14 protein-coding genes are annotated in these 19,142 nt (G+C 66.3%); 13 read left to right on the forward strand and 1 reads right to left on the reverse strand.

What is annotated here, in order from left to right; translation table 11 throughout:
- The first annotated feature begins 11 nt into the window (after window positions 1-11).
- The 6 genes from sucD (at window position 12) to JVX90_RS02350 (ending at window position 5,001) form a co-directional block, all read left to right on the forward strand.
- Window positions 12-914: a succinate--CoA ligase subunit alpha gene (sucD, locus tag JVX90_RS02325; protein ID WP_205330859.1), complete on the forward strand. Its 903-nt coding sequence runs from the start codon at window positions 12-14 to the stop codon at window positions 912-914.
- A gap of 82 nt (window positions 915-996) precedes the next feature.
- Window positions 997-1,521 (forward strand): hypothetical protein, encoded by a 525-nt coding sequence (locus JVX90_RS02330; protein ID WP_205330860.1) that lies wholly within the window; start codon window positions 997-999, stop codon window positions 1,519-1,521.
- Window positions 1,514-1,963 carry an RDD family protein gene (locus tag JVX90_RS02335; protein ID WP_205330861.1) on the forward strand — a complete coding sequence of 150 codons (450 nt, stop codon included), beginning with the start codon at window positions 1,514-1,516 and terminating at the stop codon, window positions 1,961-1,963. The genes JVX90_RS02330 and JVX90_RS02335 overlap by 8 nt, the downstream gene beginning before the upstream one ends.
- A gap of 109 nt (window positions 1,964-2,072) precedes the next feature.
- Window positions 2,073-2,792, forward strand: a complete 720-nt coding sequence (locus tag JVX90_RS02340) for a DUF5336 domain-containing protein (RefSeq protein ID WP_205330862.1) — start codon at window positions 2,073-2,075, stop codon at window positions 2,790-2,792.
- A gap of 3 nt (window positions 2,793-2,795) precedes the next feature.
- A complete protein-coding gene (locus tag JVX90_RS02345; RefSeq protein WP_205330863.1) occupies window positions 2,796-3,440 on the forward strand; it encodes a TetR/AcrR family transcriptional regulator in 645 nt (214 codons plus the stop codon).
- Window positions 3,441-3,513: 73 nt separating this feature from the next.
- Window positions 3,514-5,001, forward strand: coding sequence for a cellulase family glycosylhydrolase (locus JVX90_RS02350; protein WP_205330864.1), 1,488 nt, complete (start codon window positions 3,514-3,516; stop codon window positions 4,999-5,001).
- Window positions 5,002-5,396: 395 nt separating this feature from the next.
- On the opposite strand, the gene JVX90_RS02355 is transcribed toward JVX90_RS02350, so the two are convergent.
- Entirely contained in the window at window positions 5,397-8,942 is a 3,546-nt protein-coding gene (locus tag JVX90_RS02355; protein WP_205330865.1) for an indolepyruvate ferredoxin oxidoreductase family protein, read from the reverse strand.
- 229 nt (window positions 8,943-9,171) lie between these two features.
- On the opposite strand from JVX90_RS02355, the gene JVX90_RS02360 reads away from it, so the two are divergent.
- From JVX90_RS02360 to JVX90_RS02390, 7 genes are all read left to right on the forward strand, one after another.
- Entirely contained in the window at window positions 9,172-10,749 is a 1,578-nt protein-coding gene (locus JVX90_RS02360) for a carboxyl transferase domain-containing protein (protein WP_205330866.1), read from the forward strand.
- Window positions 10,750-10,772: 23 nt separating this feature from the next.
- Entirely contained in the window at window positions 10,773-12,857 is a 2,085-nt protein-coding gene (locus JVX90_RS02365; protein ID WP_205330867.1) for a biotin carboxylase N-terminal domain-containing protein, read from the forward strand.
- A gap of 115 nt (window positions 12,858-12,972) precedes the next feature.
- Window positions 12,973-14,121, forward strand: a complete 1,149-nt coding sequence (locus JVX90_RS02370) for an acyl-CoA dehydrogenase family protein (RefSeq protein WP_205330868.1) — start codon at window positions 12,973-12,975, stop codon at window positions 14,119-14,121.
- Window positions 14,118-14,606, forward strand: coding sequence for a MaoC family dehydratase (locus JVX90_RS02375; protein WP_008379062.1), 489 nt, complete (start codon window positions 14,118-14,120; stop codon window positions 14,604-14,606). Before JVX90_RS02370 ends, JVX90_RS02375 begins: the two co-directional genes overlap by 4 nt.
- A 6-nt stretch (window positions 14,607-14,612) precedes the next feature.
- Entirely contained in the window at window positions 14,613-15,446 is an 834-nt protein-coding gene (locus JVX90_RS02380; protein ID WP_205330869.1) for a CoA ester lyase, read from the forward strand.
- Between the two features lie 19 nt (window positions 15,447-15,465).
- Window positions 15,466-17,127, forward strand: a complete 1,662-nt coding sequence (locus tag JVX90_RS02385) for an AMP-binding protein (RefSeq protein ID WP_205330870.1) — start codon at window positions 15,466-15,468, stop codon at window positions 17,125-17,127.
- Complete coding sequence (locus tag JVX90_RS02390) at window positions 17,124-19,058, forward strand: acetoacetate--CoA ligase (protein WP_205330871.1); 1,935 nt, start codon at window positions 17,124-17,126, stop codon at window positions 19,056-19,058. Before JVX90_RS02385 ends, JVX90_RS02390 begins: the two co-directional genes overlap by 4 nt.
- Window positions 19,059-19,142: the final 84 nt, after the last annotated feature.

Genomic DNA, 19,142 nt, shown 5'->3' on the forward strand with positions numbered 1-19,142 from the left:
AGTCGAAGAACATGTCGATCTACCTGAACAAGAACAACAAGGTCATCGTCCAGGGCATCACCGGCGGCGAAGGCACCAAGCACACCGCATTGATGCTCAAGGCGGGCACCAACGTCGTCGGCGGCGTCAACGCACGCAAGGCCGGCACCACCGTGTCGCACGTGGACGCTGACGGCAACACCGTTGAGCTCCCGGTCTTCGCATCGGTCGCCGAGGCCATGGCGGCCACCGGCGCCGACACGTCGATCGCATTCGTCCCCCCGGCCTTCTCGAAGGACGCCATCATCGAGGCCATCGACGCGGAGATCCCGCTGCTCGTGGTCATCACCGAGGGCATCCCCGTGCAGGACTCGGCGTACGCCTGGGCGTACAACGTCGAGAAGGGCGAGAAGACTCGCATCATCGGCCCGAACTGCCCCGGCATCATCACCCCCGGTGAGGCGCTTGTCGGCATCACGCCGAACAACATCACCGGCAAGGGCCCGATCGGCCTCGTCTCGAAGTCGGGCACCCTGACCTACCAGATGATGTACGAGCTCCGTGACCTCGGCTTCTCGACCGCCATCGGCATCGGCGGCGACCCGGTCATCGGCACGACCCACATCGACGCCATCGAGGCGTTCGAGCAGGACCCCGAGACCAAGCTGATCGTCATGATCGGCGAGATCGGCGGCGACGCCGAAGAGCGTGCGGCCGACTACATCAAGGCCAACGTCACCAAGCCGGTCGTCGGCTACGTCGCGGGCTTCACCGCGCCGGAAGGCAAGACGATGGGTCACGCAGGTGCCATCGTGTCGGGCAGCTCCGGCACCGCGCAGGCCAAGAAGGAGGCCCTGGAGGCCGCAGGCGTCAAGGTCGGCAAGACCCCGAGCGAAACCGCTCGCCTCGCCCGCGAACTCTTCGAGGCGCTCTGACTCGCATAGCGACTCATCACAGAACCCCGGTCCGGCACGAGAGCGCCGCACCGGGGTTCTGTGCATCTGACATGATTTACCGATGATCTCGAAGCTCGTGTCCGAAACGGTCGGCAAGGCCGTATCCGTTCCGGGCAGCACTGTCCGGTTCGTGCTGTCGGAGGCGTTGACGTTCCTCACCGAGGAGATCGACGCGACGCAGATGCTGATGGACGCGATCGACCTCAACCGAATCGTCGGAACGCTCGACCTCAACCCGATTGTCGAGAAACTCGACATCAACGCAGTCCTCGACACCGTCGACCTCAACCGCCTGATCGCCCGCCTGGACATCAACGCAGTCCTGGACCAGGTGGACCTGCCGAAACTGCTGGAGCGGATCGACCTGAACGCGCTCCTGGCCGACCTCGACCTCGACGCAGTACTCGCCCGAGTCGACGCGAACGCATTCCTCGACGGCGTCGACATGTCGTCGGTGGTGCGCGGAGCGAGCACCACCGTGACCACCGAGATGATCTCCGACGTCCGGACGGGCAGTGAACGCGCCGACGACGTCGTCGAGGGCATCGTCAATCGCATGCTCGGACGGAAGCAGGGCAATGACTGACGCGGCTGCTCCTTCGGGGGAGACGACGATTCGCGATGCGGGCATCGTGTCCCGGTCGATCGCGGCCGGTATCGACTTCGGTGTCGTGATCGGGTTGATGGGCATCGGGTACCTGTCGATGGCGATCATCCTGTTCGCCGTCGACTTCCGCGAGTTCCGATTTCCCGAAGTGATGTGGATCTTCACCGCGACGGGGTTCTTCGTCACCGCGGTGCTGTATCTGTTCGTCTGCTGGGCAGTCACCGGTCGCACCGTCGGTTACGCGTTCCTCGGACTCAGGCTGGCCAACACGGCGGGCGACAACGTCCCTGTGGTGCGCATCCTTCCGCGCGCTGCGTTCTGCGTGGTGTTCCCGTTCGGACTGGCGTGGGTGGTGCTGTCGCCGAAACGGAAGTCGTTGCAGGACATCGTGCTCCGCACGCGAGTGATCTTCGCCGACTGACCTTCGTTCCGTTCTCGACAAGGCTGCCGTGTATGTCGTTCGAACGAAATCGACAAGCCGAGGGGGTCTGACTGGTGAATACGGGACAATCGAGTGGTTCAATACACGCATGACGCAGCCGCCGTACCCGGGTCAGCCGGGCAACGTCCCCAGCAACCCCAACATCCCGACGGGTGGCTTCGACGCCACCACGAACATCGAGCAGCAGGGGCAGCAGTGGGGCGCCCAGCCCGCACCCCAGAGCCAGCCGTTCCCTGGCCAGCAAGTGCCCGGTCAGCCAGTGCCCGGGCAGTACGGCCAGCCCATGCCCGGCCAGTACGGACAGCCCGCCTTCGGGCCGCCCATCCCGGCTCGACCGTCGTTCCTGGCGATGCTTCCGTTGCCGTACAAGCTGACGCTCGGCTCCGCGGTCGCCGGTGTCATCACGTTCTTCATGGGCTTCCTCGCATGGCTGACGATCGACGACAGCATCGAGCGCGACGCAGACAAGTGGGCCTCTGACCTCAACGGTTCGGTCGACATCCCGGCGTTCTTCTCGCCGACCCTTCTGCTCAGCGTCGGCTGGTTCTTCGTCCTCCTCGGTGCGGTCGCGATCGCGACAGTCGCACTCATCGCGCCCAAGTGGCGTAAGTTCCTGCCATACCTCGCGTTCGGCGCCGTTGCCGGCTGGCTGGGCATCTTCGCGGCCTCGATGGGTTTGCCGCCGTTCATCGGACTCGGCGCCGGCGGCATCATCGCGCTCATCCTGGGGTTCGTGCAGGCGGCGCTGCTGGTGGCCGCGGTGATCATCGAAGGTCTCGCCGAGGCGAAGAACCCGCCGCAGAACTGATAGATGGCGGACGCTGAGCACCCCGTTCCCGGTACCGCAGTCGCGGCGCCGGGAACAAAGCGCTCCCAAGCCAAGGCGGCCCGACGCGCGGAATTGATCGCGGCCGCCGCCCGGCAGATGGCCACCCGAGGTTTCTCCGGCGTGCGGCTGGAAGACATCGGAGCCGAGGTCGGTGTCAGTGGTCCGGCCATGTACCGGCACTTCTCATCAAAGACCGACCTGCTCGACCAGATGCTCCTCGACATCAGCGAGCGGCTGCACGCAGGAGGCGACGACGTGGTCGCGGCGGGCGGAGAGCCCGGCGACGTGCTGCGGCGGCTCATCGACTTCCACATCGACATGCTCGTCACCAAGCCTGACCTGATTGTCGTGCAGGGACGCGACATGTCGTCGATGACTCCCGACGCCAACCACCGCGTCCGATCGTTGCAGCGACGCTACGTCGAGAAATGGGTCGACATCCTGCTGGCGGCTGCCGGGGAGCCACTGAGTCGCGAGCAGGCGCGAGTGCGTGTTCACGCAGGATTCGGACTGCTCAACTCCTCACCGCGGCTCCCGGCGTATCCGCCGGATCAGCTCGGACCGCTTCTGGCGGGCATGGCGCTCGCCGCGCTGTACGCGGATGCGCCTGCCGAGACGGTCGACTAGTCCACCACGCATTTTCGTGCCAGTCTGAAACCCGTTCCTGTTCGATCGATCAACTTCGCGATACGTTCAAGTGATGGTCACCTCAACGCGCTCATGGGTTCGCAGCATCGCGGCGACGGCGACGTCGATCGCGGCGCTCGTCACCGTGCTCGCGGTACCCGCAGCAGCCGAGTCGCCGTCGAGTGGCTGGACGATGCCCCGGCTGACCGTTGCGCATCGAGACATCACCGACGTCACCGGCCGTACCGTGATCTTGCGTGGAGTGAACGCGAATCATCTCGTCGAGTACGCCCAGAACGGGCAGCCGTTGGACACCGTCGTACCGGAGTCCGACGTCGACTACGCCGACATGGCAGCCCTCGGATTCAACGTCGTCCGGCTCAACATCTCATGGTCGCGTCTCGAGCCGACCCGCGGCTCTTTCAACACCGCCTACGTCGATCGCATCCGGCAGTCCGTCGACCGGGCGAAGGCCCACGGGATCTACACGGTGCTCGACATGCACCAGGACGCCTGGGGGCCGACGATCGGAACGCCGCGCGGCGCGAAGTGCCCAGGCCCGCTCCAGCGCGGTGTCGGTTGGGACGGGGCACCCGCATGGGCGACGATCACAGACGGCTGGACCACCTGCACCGTCGGCGGGCAGCGGGAGGCCGCGCCGGCTGTGGCCCGCGCGTTCCAGAACTTCTATGACGACCGCAACGGCATTCAAGGTCGCCTCGTCTCCACCTGGGCGCGACTGGCAGGCGTCTTCAAGAACGAGCCCGCGGTCGCGGGTTACGACCTGTTGAACGAGCCGAACCCTGGCCTTCGCGAACCAATCGGCGCCGCCGACCAGATCGGCCGGTTCTATCAGCGCGCCATTCGTGCGATCCGCGTCGCCGAGCGCGGCGGGTTCCCGCATCTCGCGATCGTCGAGCCCAGCGCTCTGTGGTCCGCCTTCGGCACCGATGTGCTTCCGCCTGCGAAGTACCTCACGGACTCGCGTGTGGTCTTCTCACCGCACCTGTACAGCGGGTCGATCAACGTAAGCAACGACATCCCGTCCGTGGAACAGGGCTTCCAGATCGCGAAGAACGCGGCCGCCGTGTACAACGCGCCGCTGTGGACCGGCGAGTGGGGCTGGTGGAGTGACCCCAGCCGTCGTGCCTCGGACGTCGCGCGTTTCATGCGCTCAGCCGACGCTCACCGGATCGGCGGCGCCTGGTGGTCGTGGGCCCAGGCATGCGGCGACCCGCACGCGGTGAAAGGCGACGACACCCTCAACGACCAGCACCACCTCAACATCGTGAGCTGCCCGTCGGGCGACATCGCAGGTCTCGACCGCTCCGTCGCAGCGGTCCTTCGACAGGCGTTCCCTCGGGCCGTTCCCGGACGACTCACCCGCACCGACAGGCGTGGATTCGCAGGTGTTGGAACCGGCCGAGTGGAGGCGTGGATCCCCGGCGCCGCGCGACCGGCAGCGAGAACTGCCGGCCTGTCCGACGTCGAGGTCGTTCAGGTTGACGGAGGATGGCGGTTCATCGCCCGCTCAGCCGGGCGGTATTCGGCCTCGTTCTGAGTCCGCCACGCGGACTTGAGCGACAACCGCTGCACTCCTCGACGTAGATCGACGCTTCAACGACAAACGCGGCCTCCGTGAAGGCCGCGTTTGTCATGGATGGTCGCGGCGCCGATTCCAGACCTCAGGAAGCAGACCATTGAGCGGAACCGGATGGCAGCCTTCCCGTAATAGCGCTTTTCAAGAGCGCTCCCGAAGGGAGCGAGCGTATGCGAAAGACGCTCGGACAGACACGCGGCCACTCGGTTGCGCTCGACGCTCGGCTTGCCGATGTCTGAACGGCTTGCCGCGACCCTCACCGACAAACGCGGCCTTCCCAGAGGCCGCGTTTGTCGACGAAGCGTCGATTTGTGTCGGCGAAAGCCGCGTCTGCCGTCGACGGCCGCGAACGGTGGCTACAGGGCGCGAAGTTGGCGTGCCATCTCCGCGCGGTAACGGGCGACGTTGCCCATCTTGACTCCCTCGTAGCCGCGGACCATGTCCGGCAGGTCGGCGATCGCGGTGGCGGCGGCGATGCGCTCAGGCGCCGGGTAGGTTCCGAGCGCGGCGACGACCAGGTCGACGGCGCGACGGTACTCCACGATCAGCTCACGCTCGGTGCGGCGGACCTCGCCGTGACCGAACGGATCGAGCTTGGTGCCGCGCAGACGCTTCATCTTCGACAGCCCCGTCATCGCAGGGGACGCCCACTGGCCGAGCGACAGCTTCTTCTTCATGCCCATCTCACGCAGCATCGGCGGGTGCAGGCGCAAAGACACCTTCGCGTCGTCACCCCACGTGTTGGAGATCTCCGCCGCGAACGCGGCATCGTCGGCGAGACGTGCCACCTCGTACTCGTCCTTGTAGGCCATGAGCTTGTACAGGTTCCGGGCGACGGCGGACGTGAAGTCGTCACCGTAGCCGCCGCGATGCACACGTTGAACGTCCGCCAGCCAGGCGTCGGCGTACTCAGTGCTCTGGTAGGCGACCAGCTCGTCATAGCGCCGCTCGACGATCGCCGTCAGTTCCTCGCCTGCGCCGGTGAGCGTGGACGCGGCCCTCGTGGCGTTTGCACTCGGTGAGTACGTCGGGACCTGGACGCGGACAGACTCGGCAGCGGCGACGACGTCGTCGGGTGCGACGACGGCCTGGCGACCACGACGGAATGCCTGGATGTTCACCTCGACAGCGACGCCGTTGAGTTCGATGGCCCGCTCGATCGCATCGGCCGAGATGAGCAATGCGCCCGTCTGGTACGCCGCGCCGACCATGAGCATGTTCGCGTACTGCTCGTCATCGAACAGGTCGTCGGACAGTTCACCTGCATTCAGGTAGACCGAGCGCGCGACGTGATCGTCGATGGCGGTGCGGACCGCGAGAGCCTCCGGGAAAGCGACGGATGTGTCGATGACCATGGAGCCGGTCGGCACCTTCGCTGTTGAGACGATGGCGACAGTCTTCCTCGGCGACGCGACCTTCAGGTTCACCGGATCTGCACCCACGAGCTGATCGCAGGCGAGGTACACATCGCAGTCGCCGGATGCGACCTTTGCCGCCTGCTCCACCGGCGACGCCGACACCTTGATGTCGCTGACGACGGCGCCGCCCTTCTGGGCGAGTCCCGTCATGTCGACAGTTCGTGCGCTGTGACCGTCGATCACCGCGGCGGTGGCGAGCACCTGGGACACTGTCACGACACCGGTGCCGCCGATGCCGGTGACTCGGATCGTGAAGTTTCCGTTCATGGTCGGAACCAACGTCGGTTCCGGGATGACCGAGCCGGGGATGGACGCGACCTTCTCGCGGCTACGAGCGGTGCCGGGCACGATGCTGACGAATGCCGGGCAGTCGCCCTCGAGGCACGAGAAGTCCAAGTTGCACGAGCTCTGATCGATCTGCGTCTTGCGGCCGAACTCCGTGGACACCGGATGCACCGACAGGCAGTTCGACTTCGCGCCGCAGTCGCCGCAACCCTCGCAGATGCGTTCGTTGATCATCACCCGCTGCTTCGGGGTCTTGAACTGGCTGTTCTTGTCAGTTCCCTTGTCGCGCTTGCGCTTACGGCGCTTCTCCGCGGCGCAATGCTGATCGTGGACGAGGACGGTGACGCCGGAGATCTCGGCGAGCTCTTTCTGAACGTCGAGCATGTCGTCTCGGTGGCGGACGTCGACGCCCTTCGGCAAGCCCAGCGACTTGGTGCGCGAAGGATCGTCCGAGGTGACGACGATCTTGGCCACACGCTCGGCCTGCAGCAGGGTGAGGATCTGGGGGAGTGTCATCTGCCCGACCGGATCCTGGCCGCCGGTCATCGCGACGGTGCCGTTGAACAGCAGCTTGTAGGTGATGTTCTCACCTGACGCGACCGACGAACGGACCGCGAGCGATCCCGAGTGCATGAATGTGCCGTCGCCGATGTTCTGAACGAAGTGCTTCTCGGTGACGAACGGCGCCATGCCGAGCCACTGGCTGCCCTCGCCGCCCATCTGGGTGACGCCCGCGATGTCGCCGACCTGTTCGGGCTCCATCAGGAGGACCATCGCGTGGCAGCCGATGCCCGCGCCGACCAGTGTGTCGTCGGCGACCTTCGTCGAGCTGTTGTGCGGGCACCCCGAGCAGAAGTAGGGGGTGCGGACGGCGAGTGGCAGCATGATGCGCTCACGTGTGGCGTTGCGCTCGTCCATCCATCGCTGAGCAGGCTCGATGTGGTGGTGCTTGCCGAGGCGGGCGGCAAGGCCCCGGGAGACGGAGTCGACATCGAGCTCACCGAAACGCGAGAACAGCGTGGACCCGTCCTCGTGGGTCTTGCCGACGATCGCGGGGGCGTCCGGACGGCGGAACAGGATGTCGCGCATCATCGTCTCGATGAAGTCGCGCTTCTCCTCGATGACGATCACTTCGTCGAGCCCGGCGATGAAGCGGTCGAGGATCCCTCGCTCGATCGGGTAGACCATTCCGAGCTTGAGGATGCGGATGCCGAGGCGGCCGAGGTCGGCGTCGGAGATGCCGATGAGCCGCAGCGCCTCGCGGAGGTCGAGGTACGTCTTGCCTGCGGCGACGATGCCGATGCGGTCGTCACCGGTCGACTGGACGATGTTGTTGAGACCGTTGAGGCGCGCGTACTCGACGGCGCGCGGGATGCGGGTGGTGAGCTGATTCTGCTCGAGCTCCATCAGCGTCGGACCGAGAAGACGGCCGGACGGGATGTGCGGACTGGTGCCGAGGCCTCCGTAGTCGACGCTGAAACGATCGAGATCGATCTCGGCGGTCGAGGAGCCGTCTGCCACGTGTGCAGAGATCTTCATCGAGGTCCACAATCCGGAGACGCGGCTCATCAGGGCTGCGTGGATGCCGAAGTCGAGGATGTCGGCGCTGTCGGCCGGATACAGGATCGGCATGTACAGGTCGGCGAGGGCCATCTCCGATGAGCAGGGGACCGTTGAGCTCTTGGCGCCGGGGTCGTCGCCGACAAGAGCGACGGCGCCGCCCGCCGAGTGAGTGCCGATGATGTTGGCGTGACGCAGTGCGTCGGTCGCGCGATCCAGGCCGGGGGCCTTGCCGTACCAGTATCCGACGACGCCGTCGCGCTGCACGCCGGACTTGTCGGCGGCGAGGTGGCCGACTCGCGCCGCCACCTGTGAGCCCATCACCGACGTCGCGCCGATCTCTTCGTTGAGGCCGGGACGGTGGACGATGTCCCATTTCTCCAGATGCTTGCGGCGCCGGGCGATCTCGAGGTCGTAGCCGGCGAGCGGCGAACCCTCGTATCCGGAGATGAACGAGGCGGTCTGCAGGCCGTTGCGGCGGTCGAGGACCGCGCGGTCGCGCACGGTGCGGACGAGGGCCTGGATGCCGGTCAGATAGATGCTTCCCGACGCGCGTGTGTAGCGATCGTCGAGGGAGAAGTGCGAAGGGCTGCTCGCAGTGGTGGAATCCGCGTGGGCGCGGTCGTCGGCGACGGTCATGGGTTCACCTGGCCTTGCTGTATTCGGCTCAACGCGCAGGCCAAGGGTGATAGGCGTGCGGTCGAGAGCGTTATTGATGGCGCCACGAGGGTGTGTGGCTTGCTCCCACCCTAACGGTTCCAGTGAGCTGCGTCACCAGTGATGGAACAATCGATTTCGGATCTGGCGGATGTGCGTCGGGTCACGTATGGTCAATTCGGTTAATGTCGAATAACTGAAAGGTGCGGTGATGGTCGACCAGTTTCTCGCCCCGCGGGACGCTCATCGGTCCAACGTGGACGAGCTCCGCGAACGACTGCTCGCGGCCGCGGCCGGAGGCGGCCAGAAGGCTCGGGACCGTCACGTCGAGAGGGGCAAACTGCTCGCCCGCGACCGGATCGACGGCCTCGTCGACCCCGGCTCGCCGTTCCTCGAAGTCGCGCCCCTCGCCGCCTATGGGATGTACGACGGGAAGGCGCCCAGCGCAGGCGTCATCGCCGGCATCGGCCGCATCCACGGCCGCGAATGCATGATCGTCGCCAACGACGCGACGGTATCCGGCGGCACCTACTACCCGGTGACCGTCAAGAAGCACCTGCGCGCGCAGGAGATCGCCGCGGCGAACAGGCTGCCCTGCATCTACCTCGTCGACTCGGGCGGCGCGATGCTCCTCAACCAGGACGACGTGTTCCCGGACCGTGAGCACTTCGGCCGGATCTTCTTCAACCAGGCGAACATGAGCGCTGCCGGGATCCCGCAGATCTCGGCCGTCCTCGGTTCGTCCACTGCAGGCGGTGCGTACGTTCCCGCGATGAGCGATGAGAACGTCATCGTCCGCAATCAGGGCACCATCTTCCTGGCAGGCCCGCCGCTGGTGAAGGCCGCAACGGGCGAAGACGTCACTGCCGAAGACCTGGGCGGCGGGACCATGCACTCGTCGATCTCCGGCGTCACCGATCACCTCGTCGACAACGACGAGCAGGCGTTGGAGAAGGTCCGCGAGATCGTCGCGACGTTCGGTCCGCGTGCGGCGGCTCAGTGGGAGACGTCGCCCACTGTGGCGCCCCCTCGCGCACAAACCGACCTGTACGACGTGGTCCCCACCGACCCGAAGATCCCGTACGACGTCCGACAGGTGATCGAGATCCTGACCGACGGCGGTGAATACACGGAGTTCAAGGCGGAGTACGGAACGTCACTGGTCACCGCTTTCGCCACTCTGCACGGACATCCCGTCGGCTTCGTCGCCAACAACGGCGTGCTGTTCAGTGAGTCCGCGCTCAAGGGCGCCCACTTCATCGAATTGTGCGACCAGCGGCGCATCCCACTCATCTTCCTGCAGAACATCACCGGATTCATGGTCGGCCGCGAGTACGAGGAGGGCGGCATCGCGAAGAACGGCGCCAAGATGGTCAACGCCGTCGCCTGTGCGAGCGTTCCGAAGCTGACCGTCATGATCGGCGGCTCGTTCGGTGCGGGCAACTACTCGATGTGCGGCCGCGCCTACTCGCCGCGCTTCCTCTGGATGTGGCCGAACGCTCGCATCTCGGTGATGGGCGGGCCGCAGGCCGCCGACACCCTCGCCACAGTTCGCCGCAAGGGCGTGGAACGTGCCGGCGGAACCTGGTCGGACGCCGACGAAGAGGCGTTCAAAGAGCCGATCCGTGCACAGTTCGCCGAACAGTCCGACGCGTACTACTCCACCGCCCGACTGTGGGACGACGGGATCATCGACCCCGCCGACACCCGCACAGTTCTCGGCCTCGCCCTCGAAGCCTGCCGCTACTCGCCGCTGCCCGAGCCGCGCTACGGCGTCTTCCGGATGTGATCACCATGAACCAGGAGTCCCCAGTGAGCACCAGTTCCCCCAGCGCCTCGAGCGGTTCTCGAGCGGAGTCGAGAGGCGGAGTCGAGAGGCGGCGCATCCGCAAAGTCCTCGTCGCCAACCGCGGTGAGATCGCTGTCCGGGTGATCAACACTCTCGACCAGATGGGCATCGAGTCGGTCGCCGTCTACTCCGACGCCGACGTCGACGCGCCCCACGTCGCCGCGGCAGGCGAAGCGGTACGTCTCGGCCCGGCTGCCGCGTCGCAGAGCTACCTCGACATCACCAAGGTCGTCGCCGCAGCGCAGGCGACCGGCGCCGACGCCGTCCATCCCGGGTACGGCTTTCTCTCCGAGAACCAGGCGTTCGCGGCCGCATTGCACGATGCGGGCATCGTCTTCATCGGCCCGCCTGTCCGGTCGATCGCCACGATGGGCGACAAGATCACCGCCCGTGCAGCCGTCACGGAGCGGAACGTCCCGGTGGTCCCTGGACTGTCGAGGCCAGGACTGACCGACGCGGAGCTGATCGAGGCAGCGCCGGGGATCGGTTTTCCGGTGCTGATCAAGCCGAGCGCCGGCGGCGGCGGCAAGGGTATGCATCGTGTCGAGAACATCGATGATCTGCCCGCGGCGCTGATCACGGCACGACGAGAAGCCGGAGCGGCGTTCGGCGACGACTCGCTGTTCCTCGAACACTTCGTCCTCACCCCGCGCCACATCGAGGTGCAGGTCCTCGCCGACACTCACGGCAACGTCGTCCACCTCGGGGAACGCGAATGCTCGTTGCAGCGGCGGCACCAGAAGGTGATCGAGGAGGCTCCGTCAGCACTGCTCGATGCGGCCACCCGCGCGCGCATCGGGCAGGCCGCATGCGATGCGGCACGCAGCGTCGGCTACACCGGCGCGGGCACGGTCGAGTTCATCGTGTCCGCGCGTGATCCCGAGAACTTCTACTTCATGGAGATGAACACTCGTCTGCAGGTGGAGCATCCGGTGACCGAACTCGTCACCGGTCTCGACCTGGTGGAACAGCAGGTTCGCATCGCCCGCGGTGAGACGCTGTCGTTCAGTCAGGACGACGTCACGATGACCGGCCACGCCATGGAGGCGCGTGTCTACGCCGAGGACCCGGCTCAGGGCTTCCTCCCGACAGGCGGCGAGATCGGGGACCTCGCATGGCCGCGGTCGGCACAGACCCGGCCCGCTCACTTCGTTACCGGCGCCGTGCGTATCGACTCCGGTGTCGTCGCAGGTTCGGTCGTCGGCAGCGACTACGACCCGATGCTCGCCAAGGTGATCGTCCACGGTGCAGACCGCGACGAAGCCGTCGAACGTCTCGATGAGGCGCTGGCCCAGACTCGACTCACCGGTGTCGTCACCAATATCGACTTCTGTCGTCATGTCCTCGCACATGACGCCGTTCGAGCGGGCGACCTGGACACCGAACTACTCGACCGGATCGTCGTCGACTATCAGGCTCCGACTCCGCCGCCGGAGGCGCTTGTCGCCGCATCGCTCGGAGTCCTCGACCTCGGCGACCCGGACGACCTGTGGTCGAGCGCGCTCGGCTTCCGTGTCGGAGCGCCGTCGCCGTACGTGTCGCGTCTGTCCGTCGTCGGCGCGGGGTACACCGTGTCGTCGCTCCTGCGGCGCAGCGGTTCGAACGGGCGAGCGGTGGAAGCCGACGTGACCGTGCAGTCCGACGGCCGCGACCCGTGGAATGCGCACGCGGTGATGACGCCGTCGGAAGGATCGGCGCTCACCCTCACCTGTGACGGTGTCCGCAAACGCTTCACCGTTCGTGACGAGTGGGTCGCGGGTGACGACGGAACGTGGCTCGTCGATCCGCTGCGAGCACTCTCCGACGGAGACGCTGCGGACGCGGTCGGTGACGTCACCAGTCCCATGCCCGGAACCGTCGTCGCGGTGCCCGGAAGCGATGGGGAAACCGTCGCCGCCGGCGATCCGCTCGTCGTCGTCGAGGCCATGAAGATGGAACACACTCTCCGCGCGCCGGTCGACGGCGTCGCGAGCATCACCGTTCGAGTCGGCGACAAGGTCGCCTCCGCCCAGGTGATGGCTCACGTGTCGACACCAGCTGGTCCTTGAGCAACGCGTGACATCCCCGATCCGCGACTTCCCGCTCAAGGAGCAGAGGGGGGGTCGCGCGGGGAGTGAGCAAGTTGTGGCAGCAGCGGAAGATACATCGAAAGAAGGAACAGACATGGAATTGACCCAGGAATACACCGACCTCGTCGACAGCGTGCGGGACTTCGCGCAGAGCGTCGTCGCACCGGTCTCGGCGCAGCACGACCGCGAGAAGACCTTCCCGTACGAGGTCGTCGCCAAAATGGGCGAGATGGGCCTGTTCGGCCTGCCGTTCTCGGAGGAGTTCGGCGGCATGGGAGGCGACTACTTCGCGCTGGCCCTCGCGCTCGAGGAACTCGGCAAGGTCGACCAGTCGGTGGCGATCACACTCGAAGCAGGTGTCGGCCTCGGCGCGATGCCGATCTACCGCTTCGGCACGCAGGAACAGAAGGAGCGCTACCTGCCCGATCTGCTCGCGGGCAAGGCTCTCGCCGGATTCGGTCTCACCGAACCCGGCGCCGGGTCCGATGCGGGCGCCACCGCGACGACCGCACGCGACGAGGGCGACGAATGGGTGATCAACGGCGCCAAGCAGTTCATCACCAACTCCGGCACGGACATCACATCGTTGGTCACCGTCACGGCCGTGACCGGCGAGAAGGTAGGCGGCGGCAAGGAGATCTCGACGATCATCGTGCCCGCGGGGACTCCGGGATTCACCGCTGAGCCCGCCTACGACAAAGTCGGCTGGCACGCGTCGGACACACACCCGCTGAGCTTTGACGAGGCCCACGTCCCGCGTGAGAACCTCCTCGGTGAGCGTGGCCGCGGCTACGCGAACTTCCTGTCGATCCTCGACGAGGGACGCATCGCCATCGCGGGCCTCGCGACCGGCGTCGCGCAGGGATGCGTCGACGAGTGCATCAAGTACGCGCGCGAACGGAAGTCGTTCGGGAAGGCGATCGCCGAGTACCAGTCGGTGTCGTTCGCGATTGCCCGCATGGAGGCGCGCGCCCACGTCTCCCGCATGGCCTACTACGACGCTGCAGCGCGCATGCTCGCCGGAAAACCCTTCAAGAAGGAGGCGTCGATCGCGAAGATGATCTCCAGCGAGGCCGCGATGGACAACGCTCGCATGGCGACGCAGATCCACGGCGGGTACGGATTCATGAACGAGTACCCCGTGTCGAGGCACTACCGCGACTCGAAGATCCTCGAGATCGGCGAGGGCACCACCGAGGTCCAGCTGATGCTGATCGCACGCTCGCTCGGGCTCCCGGCATGAGCGAGGGCAAGCGCGTCCCGCAGCGCGGCCTGTGGTTCGAGGAATTCGAGATCGGCACCGTGTACGAACACCGTCCCGGACGAACCGTCACCGAAGCCGACAACGTCCTGTTCACGACGCTGACCATGAACACCCAGGCGCTGCACCTGGACGCCGCGTGGTCCGCGCAGCAGCCGGGATTCGGCGGGCAGCGGCTGATCAACTCCATGTTCACCTTGTCGACGATCGTCGGACTCTCCGTCTCGCAATTGACCCAGGGCACTCTCGTGGCGAATCTCGGGTTCAGCGACATCGCGTTTCCGCACCCGCTCTTCGCAGGCGACACCTTGTACGCGGAGACCGAGTGCACCGGAAAACGCGAGTCGTCGTCACGTCCCGGCGAGGGGATCGTCCAGATCACGCACATCGGCCGCAACCAAGACGGTGTCATAGTGGCGAGAGCGTCGCGTTCGACGCTCGTCCGACTCGCACCCAAGGAGAACTGAACTCGCATGACTGTCGAATCGTGGACACCCGCAGGACCGGCACTCTTGTTCTGCCCGGCTGATCGCCCCGAGCGCTACTTGAAGGCGCTCGATCGCGCCGACATGGTGATCTTGGATCTTGAAGACGCCGTCGCGCCCGTCAACAAGGCTGCCGCTCGCGAGGCGCTCGTCGCGAATCCGGTCCACCCCGACCGGGTCATCGTCCGCATCAACCCGGCGGGCACCGAGGACCACGAGCTCGACTTGGCCGCGGTGCAGGCCACGCCGTATCGAGTGCTGATGCAGGCCAAGGTCGAGGAGCCCTCCCAGATCGCCCACCTGCCGACGATCGCGTTGATCGAGACGCCGATGGGTGCACTCCGCGTGGAGGAGATCGTCGCTGCTCCGAACTGCGTCGGTCTGATGTGGGGAGCGGAAGACCTTGTCGCAGGTCTGGGCGGCACATCGAGCAGGTTCGGCACCGGCGAGCCGTACGCGGGAGAGTACCGCGATGTGGCCCGTCACGTTCGGTCGCGCGTGCGGCTCGCGGCAGGCGCGTACAAGAAGGCGGCGATCGACGCCGTTCACATCGACATCGCGGACGTCGACGGACTGGTCGCCGAAGTCCAGGACGCGGTCGCTCTCGGTTTCACCGCCACCGCGTGCATCCATCCGTCTCAAGCAGGGCACATCCGGGACGGATACGCGCCGGCCCCGGAGCGTGTCGAATGGGCGACGCGAGTGCTCCAGGGCGCCGTCGCCTACGACGGTGGCGTCTTCCAACTCGACGGCCAGATGATCGACGGCCCGGTCCTGGCGCAGGCACGCGCCGTCCTGTCCCGCGCGGGCGTCACGCGGTAAATCACTCTCGGAGGAACTCATGGCTGACCAGAAGTACACCGACACCGACTCCTATGCTCGCGGCGAGGCGGAGCCGGCACTGTTGACTCAGACGATCGGCGCAACACTGGCCGCCACCGCGGAGAGGTTCTCGGACTCGGCCGCGCTCATCGACGCGAGCGTCGACAGGCAGTGGACCTACCGTGAGTTCCGGCGCGACGTGCGAGCTCTCGCCGCAGGCCTGCTGCGTCTGGGCGTGAAAACCGGGGACCGCGTGGCGCTCTGGTCGCCGAACCGGTTCGAATGGGTGCTGACGCAGTTCGCCGCCGCAGAGATCGGTGCGATCCTCGTGGTGATCAACCCCTCGTACCGTCGCCACGAACTGGCTTACGTACTCGGACAGTCGGGCACCACCGTGGTGCTCGCGGCCGAGCGGTTCCGCGACTCCGAGTACGCGGTGATGCTGGGCGACGTCGGGGAGCAACTCCCGGAGCTGCGCCACGTGGTGCTGTTCGAGTCGGACGAGTTCACGGCTCTGCTGGCGGAGCCCAGCGCGGACGAGCTCGCCGCGGTCGACGAGATCGCATCGCGACTCGACGCCGACGACGCCATCAACATCCAGTACACGTCGGGGACGACTGGTTCACCGAAGGGTGTCACCCTGTCGCACAACAACATCGGGAACAATGGGTTCCTCGTCGGCGAGTTGGTGAACTACACCGAAGCCGACCGGATCTGCTTGCCGGTGCCGTTCTACCACTGCTTCGGCATGGTGATGGGCAATCTCGCCGCGATCTCCCACGGTGCGGCGATGGTGATCCCGGGTCCGGCGTTCGATCCGGCGACAGCGCTCGCCGCCGTCGAGAAGTACAGCTGCACCAGCCTTTACGGCGTGCCGACGATGTTCATCGCCGAGTTGGCATTGCTGGATACCGGCGCGTCGTACGACCTGTCGACGTTGCGGACGGGAATCATGGCGGGTTCGCCGTGCCCGGAGGCCGTGATGCGACGTGTGATCGACGAGATGAACATGGCCGAAGTGTCGATCTGCTACGGAATGACCGAGACCAGCCCGGTCTCCACACAGACCCGCGCGGACGACGAGCTGGAACTGCGTGTGGGCACCGTCGGCCGGGTCGGTCCGCATCTGGAGATCAAGATCGTCGACCCGGTCACGCGCGAGGTGCTTCCGCGCGGCGAGACCGGTGAGTTCTGCACGCGCGGCTACTCGGTGATGCAGGGCTACTGGAACGAACCGGAGAAGACCGCCGACGCGATCGACGATGACGGTTGGATGCGCACTGGCGACCTCGGTGTGATGGGCGACGGTTCGAACGGCGACGCGGGCTACGTCCGGATCACGGGCCGCATCAAGGACATGGTGATCCGCGGTGGTGAGAACATCTATCCCCGCGAGATCGAGGAGTTTCTCTACACGCACCCGGACATCGTCGACGCCCAGGTCATCGGCGTGCCGGACGAGAAGTACGGCGAAGAACTGATGGCGTGGGTCCGGGTCCGCGAGGGCGCCGCATCGTTGGACGCCGACGCAGTGCGCGAGTTCGCGACCGGTCATATCTCGCGGCACAAGATTCCACGCTATGTCCACGTGGTGGAGGAGTTCCCGATGACTGTGACCGGCAAGGTGCGGAAGGTCGAGATGCGTGAGAAGTCGATCGAGTTCTTGGGACTCGGCAAGTGACCGACTCGCAGATCGCGCGCTTCGCCGAGACATACGGTGCCCGGGTCGGCCGCGATCTGACTGAATACGATGCCCTCTGGGAGCAGTCGGTAGCCGATCTACCGGGCTTCTGGCGAGCCGTGTGGGACCACTTCGCTCTCGACTCCGTCGCCACAGCGCCGCTCGCCGGCGGCGACGACGCCGTGCTCGCGGACCGTGCGATGCCGGGTGCCCGATGGTTCCCCGGTGTGGAACTGAACTACGTCGACGCGGTGCTCGCCCATGCGGGACTCGACGGCGCCGCGATCGTCGGGATCACCGAGGACGGAACGCGCACCGAGATCTCCTGGGCGGAGCTCCCCGGCCTCGTCGGCGCCGTGGCGCACACGTTGGCTGAGGCGGGTGTGGGGCGAGGAGACGTCGTCGCCGCCTACCTGCCGGACGTCCCGGAGACGGTGATCGCGTTCCTCGCCACCGCGTCGCTCGGCGCGCTCTGGTCGGGATGCGGTCAGGACTACGCCCCGGAAGGGGCCGCCGGGCGCATGGCTCAACTCTCCCCGAAGGCGCTCTTCTCGTCGTCGGGCTACCGGTACAACGGCAAGGACGTCGACAAGCGGGCTGACTCGGCAGAACTCGCCGGTCTCCTCCGCGTCTCGACGCACATCGTGATCGGAGAGCCGGTCGCCGGTGCGGTGTCGTGGGACGAGGCGACCGCCGACCGCTCCCAGCCGGTTGCACCGGTGAAGGTGCCGTTCGACCACCCGCTGTGGGTCCTGTTCTCCTCCGGGACCACCGGCAAGCCGAAGGGCATCGTCCACGGGCACGGCGGCGTGGTGCTCGAGCACCTCAAGTCGGCAGGGTTGCACGCCGACCTCCGTCCCGGCTCGGTGTTCTTCTGGCAGACGGCGCTGAGCTGGATGATGTGGAACTTCCAGGTCGCCGGGCTGCTCGTCGGCGCGCGGATCGTGACCTACAGCGGATCGCCGTTGTATCCCGACGCGGACACACTGTGGCGGATCGTCGAGGCCGAGAAGGTCACGTACTTCGGCACGAGCCCAGGTCAGTTGCAGGCGTCGCGCAAGGCCGGGCTGTCGCCCGGGACCGACCACGACCTGTCGGCCTTGCGGACTCTCGGCAGCACCGGCTCGACGTTGGCGGCAGATCTGTTCACCTGGGTGGACACGAACGTCGCCCCCGGACTGCCGATATCCTCGATCAGCGGCGGCACTGACGTGGTGTCGGCGTTCGCGGGCGGTTCGACGGGCGTCCCGGTCGTCGCGGGTGAACTGTCTGTGCGGTACCTCGGTGTGGCTCTGGAGAGCTGGTCGCCGCAGGCGAAGCCGCTCATCGGCGAAGTCGGGGAGATGGTCGTCTCCGCACCGATGCCGTCGATGCCAATCCACTTCTGGGACGACCCAGACGGTGAGAGGTACCGGAAGGCGTACTTTGCGCACGAGTGGGATGCCGACGACGTCCCGACCGTCTGGCGACACGGCGACTGGGTGACGGTCACCGATCGCGGGTCCCTCATCATTCACGGACGCAGCGACGCGACCCTCAACCGCAACGGCATCCGAATGGGTTCGGCCGACATCTACGAGGTTGTCGAGGGGATCAGCGAGATCGCCGAGGCGTTTGTGCTCGGCGTCGACGGTCCGGGCGGTGAGTACTGGATGCCGCTGTTCGTCACCCTGATGCCAGGTGCAGAGCTGACCGACGAGCTGACGGCCCACATAGCGTCGCAGGTCAAGACGCGCCTCTCGGCTCGACACGTACCCGATGAAGTGATCGTCGCACCGGGGATCCCGCATACGCGCACGGGCAAAAAGCTCGAGGTCCCGGTGACGGCGATCCTCGCCGGCCGGACCGAGGTGAACATCGACCCGAAGTCGGTGGACGACTACGCGCTGATCGACTGGTACTCCGAGCAGGGGCGCGCGCACCGAAGCTGAGATCGGAACGCGCCAGTACACGCATGCCGGACCCTCTCAGGCGACGTGTATTAGCGTGGACTGCGTTCGTCGGAACGGCCGACG

The sequence above is a fragment of the Gordonia sp. PDNC005 genome (assembly GCF_016919385.1).
In the GTDB taxonomy this organism is placed as follows: domain Bacteria; phylum Actinomycetota; class Actinomycetes; order Mycobacteriales; family Mycobacteriaceae; genus Gordonia.